This is a genomic window from Saccharomonospora iraqiensis subsp. paurometabolica YIM 90007 (genome assembly GCF_000231035.2).
Classification (GTDB): Bacteria; Actinomycetota; Actinomycetes; order Mycobacteriales; family Pseudonocardiaceae; genus Saccharomonospora; species Saccharomonospora paurometabolica.
Genome location: NZ_KI912242.1, coordinates 1,415 through 5,479 on the forward strand (window position 1 = coordinate 1,415; position 4,065 = coordinate 5,479).

Annotated in this window: 4 protein-coding genes; all 4 read right to left on the bottom strand. The window is 70.7% G+C overall.

Annotation, left to right across the window (positions count from 1 at the left end; genetic code table 11):
• Window positions 1-1,503, bottom strand: a 1,503-nt coding sequence (locus SACPADRAFT_RS0213355; protein WP_007026752.1) for an FtsW/RodA/SpoVE family cell cycle protein, incomplete at its 3' end; no start/stop codon positions are given.
• Window positions 1,503-3,023 (bottom strand): PP2C family protein-serine/threonine phosphatase, encoded by a 1,521-nt coding sequence (locus SACPADRAFT_RS0213360; RefSeq protein WP_007026753.1) that lies wholly within the window; start codon window positions 3,021-3,023, stop codon window positions 1,503-1,505. The genes SACPADRAFT_RS0213355 and SACPADRAFT_RS0213360, both read right to left, overlap by 1 nt.
• The gene (locus SACPADRAFT_RS0213365) at window positions 3,020-3,490 is read right to left on the bottom strand and encodes an FHA domain-containing protein FhaB/FipA (RefSeq protein ID WP_026454661.1); all 471 of its coding nucleotides are present in this window, start codon (window positions 3,488-3,490) and stop codon (window positions 3,020-3,022) included. The genes SACPADRAFT_RS0213360 and SACPADRAFT_RS0213365 overlap by 4 nt, the downstream gene beginning before the upstream one ends.
• Before the next feature lie 177 nt (window positions 3,491-3,667).
• Window positions 3,668-4,065: FHA domain-containing protein (locus tag SACPADRAFT_RS27580; RefSeq protein WP_007026755.1), on the bottom strand; the 398-nt coding region annotated here is incomplete at its 5' end.

Consider the following 4,065-nt stretch of genomic DNA (forward strand, 5'->3'; position numbering starts at 1 on the left):
GCCGCCGTCCGACGGGCCGTGCGGAGCGGGCGCGGCCCCGCCGGCGGGACGTTGGACCATGACCGTGTGGGCGTCGGCCAGCGGCGCCTGCTGGACCTGCGGTTTCGGCTTCGGGGGCTGTTGGGGTCGCCGCGCCGCGTCCGAGATGCGCAGCAGCAACGCCACCAGGATGTAGTTGGCCAGCAGGGACGATCCGCCCGCCGACATGAACGGGGTGGTCACACCGGTCATCGGGATGAGCTTGGTGACCCCGCCGACGATCACGAAGACCTGCATGACGATCGCGAACGAGAGCCCGCCGCCGAGCAGTTTGCCGAAGGTGTCCCGTACGGCCAGCGCGCTGCGCATGCCCCGCAGGGCGAGCAGGAGGTACACCATGAGCGTGGCCGCGAGCCCGACGAAACCGAGCTCCTCACCGATGGCGGCACTGATGAAGTCGGTGTGTGCCTCCGGCACCGTGTCCGGCCGCCCGGAGCCGAGCCCGGTGCCGAACATGCCGCCGGTGGCGAGTCCGAACAGCGCCTGCGCGATCTGGTACCCGCCACCGGCCTCGTCGTACGTGGCCAGGGGATCGATCCAGTTCGCGATGCGCTGCTGCACGTGGGTGAACAGCGAATAGGCGATCAGTCCGCCGACCGCGAACATGCTCAGACCGAGCACGACCCAGATGATCCGCTCGGTGGCGACGTAGAGCATCACCAGCACGATGCCGAAGAACAGCAGGGCGGTGCCGAGATCCTTCTCGAACACGAGGATGCCGAGACAGGCCAGCGCGGCGATGATGATCGGCCCCAGGTCGCGGGCACGGGGGAGTTCCACCCCGGCGATCCGCTTGCCCGCCGTCATGAACAGGTCCCGTTTCGACACCAGGAACGACGCGAAGAAGATCATCAGAAGGATCTTGGCGAACTCGCCGGGTTGGATGGAGAATCCGGGCAGCTTCAGCCACACCTTCGCGCCGTTGACCTCGGAGATCGAGCTCGGCAGCACGGCGGGCAGGGCCAGCGCGACCAGTCCGACGAGTCCGGAGATGTAGGCGTAACGGGTCAGCGCGCGGTGGTCCGGGACGACGACCAGCAGCGCCAGGAACAGCGCCAGCGCCATCACCGTGAACAGCACCTGCCGGGGCGCGTTGCCCGCGGCCTCCTCCCCGGCCGCCAACGCCTGCTGGGCCTCGGCGAGGTCGATCCGGTAGATCATCACCAGGCCGAGCCCGTTGAGCAGCGCGACGCACGGGAGGATCAGCGGGTCCGCGTAGGTGGCCCACCGCCGTACCGCCAGGTGTGCCACGGCGAAGATCGCGAGATAGGCGAGGCCGTACCAGACCACCGACCAGGACAGCTCCTGCTCCTGGTTGGCCTGCACCAGCACGAACGCGGAGGTGACGATGACCGCCGCGAAGGCGAGCAGTCCCAGTTCGGTGCCGCGCCGGGTCGGCAGCTCACGCGGCGGGTTGGTCGTGTACTGGGCCGCCGCACCGGAGTTCGCCGCGGGTGCCGCCATCAGTTCCCGCCCGAGTCGGGCACCGGACGGCAGTCCACACCCGGCCGTTGACCGCCCTCGTGCCGTTCCGCGCCCGTCCCGGTCGGTTCCGTGTCGGCGTCCCCGATGGGACCGTCGTCCCCTGTGGAGCCGTCGTTCCCGCCGGTGGCGGGCACGGAGGTCTGTCCGGCGGAGTTCTGTTCGGTGGAGTCCTGTCCCGCGGGATCCTGGTCGGTGCCACCACCCTGCTCGACACCGCCGAATCCGCCGCCCTGGACCGACCCGGACGTGTCGTCGCACGGTTCGAGCATGTTGTTGCGGCGCAGCGAGTTGATGTAGGAGCGTGACTCGTCGAGGTTCTCCCGGTTGACACCGTTGCGCACGGCCTCCCGGGCGTGCTGTTCGAGGTCCCGCAGGCGCAGTGGATCGCACATCGAGGCCTCCGGGGGGCAGGAGCCCTCCGCCCGACGGTGCAGGTCGAAGCCGAGGATGCTGCCGGGGACACCCTGATGGATGACGACCTCGCCGTCGTCCGCGCCGACGTAGTACTGGCCGAGCACGAAGTAGCGGGTGGCCAGCCCCGTGGCCGCGAGCAGGACCACCGCGAGCCCGAACGCGGACAGCAGACGAAAACGTTTGCGGCGCTTCGCCTTCGGGTCCGGTGGGGTCTCGGCCTGCTGTTCGGCCGGTCCCGGTTGCTCGGCCCCGGCCGGGTCGGCGGGCGCGGTGAGCGCACGGGCCCGCGCGGCGGGGGAGTCGCCCGTGGGCGCCTCGTCCCGGCCGTCACCCGCGGCCCCACCCACGATCGGGGCGTCCTCGCCGAAGTCGACGTCGACGACGTCGGCGACGATCACCGTGACGTTGTCGGTGCCGCCGCCCTTGAGCGCCAGTTCGATCATCCGGTCCGCGCAGTCCTGCGGGTCCGGGATGCGCAGCGCCTCGGCGAGGTTCTCGTTGCTCACCATCCCGGACAGGCCGTCGGAACAGAGCAGGTACCGGTCGCCCGCCCGCGCCTCGCGCACGGTGACGCTGGGTTCCACCTCGTGCCCGGTCAGGGCCTTGAGCAGCAGCGACCGCTGGGGATGGGTCGCGGCCTCCTCCTCGGTGATGCGGCCCTGTTCGAGCAGTTCGTTGACGAAGCTGTCGTCCCGGGTGATCTGCGAGAACTGGCCGCCGCGCATCAGGTAGGCGCGGGAGTCGCCGACGTGCACGAGGCCGAGCCGCGATCCGGAGAAGAGCACGGCGGTGAGCGTGGTGCCCATGCCGTCCAGATCGGGATCCCCGGCGACGAGCTCCGAGATCGCCCGGTTGCCCTCGGTGACCGCGTCCCGGAGTTGGGTCACCAGGTCGTCGCCGGGTTCGTCGTCGTCGAGCGGGGCCAGCGAGGCGATGACGACCTTGCTGGCGACCTCGCCCGCGGCATGGCCGCCCATGCCGTCGGCGAGCGCGAGCAGGCGGGGGCCGGCGTAGACCGAGTCCTGGTTGTTCGAGCGGACCAGGCCACGGTCACTGCGGGCCGCGTAGCGTAGGACGAGAGTCATGGGCGGAGCTCGATCACCGTCTTGCCGATCCGGATGGGGACACCGAGTGGGACTTTCAGGGGTGTCGTGACCTTAGCCCGGTCCAGGTAGGTGCCGTTCGTCGAGCCCAGGTCTTCCACGTACCACTCGTCTCCTCGTAACGACAGCCGCGCGTGCCGTGTCGAGGCGTAGTCGTCGTCGAGCACCAGCGTGGAGTCGTCGGCCCGCCCGATCAGGATGGGTCGGCCGTCCAACGCGATCCGGGTGCCGGCCAGTGCGCCGTGGGTGACCACGAGTTGCCGCGGCAGCTTGCGCCGTCCCGGCGTGGGTCTGCTCTGCCTGCCACCGCGACGGAGGCCGGGAACGTTCACCCGCAGCCCCGACGCGGCGTAGAGATCCGAGCGCACCACCCGCAGTGCACCGAACACGAACAACCAGAGCAGGACCAGGAATCCCACTCTGGTGAGTTGTACGACCAGTTCCGGCACCTGTTGCGTCAGCTCCCGCCATCTCGCGCCCAGCCCGTGGCGCCCACTTTCGTCCGGTTCGTCGGACCGTCGTCGGCCCCACAGGCGACCCACATCCCCGCCATTATGCGAGACACGGATGTGATGTGTGTGCGGTACGGCCGAGGACGGGCCGGGGGACGGCCGGACCCTGCCCGGTCAGCCCTGGGTCCGGAACACCAGGGACGAGTGCCCGACCCGGATGACGTCGCCGTCGGCGAGCTGCCAGGTCTGGATCGGGGTGCCGTTCACGGTCGTCCCGTTGGTCGAACCGATGTCGGCCAGGGTCGCGCTCTGGCCGTCCCAGGTGACCTCCAGGTGCCGGCGGGACACGCCCGTGTCCGGTAGCCGGAAGTCGGCGTCCTGGCCACGGCCGACGACGTTGCCGCCCTGCTTCAGCGAGTACGTGCGGTTCGACCCGTCGTCGAGCTGCAGCATCGCGGACAGCGGCCGGTTCGCGCCGGGAGGCATCCCGGGGGGCGCGCCGGGGGCACCGGGGGGCGCACCGGGGGCCCCGTAGCCCTGCTGGCCGTACGGGTCGGCACCGGGAGCCGGCG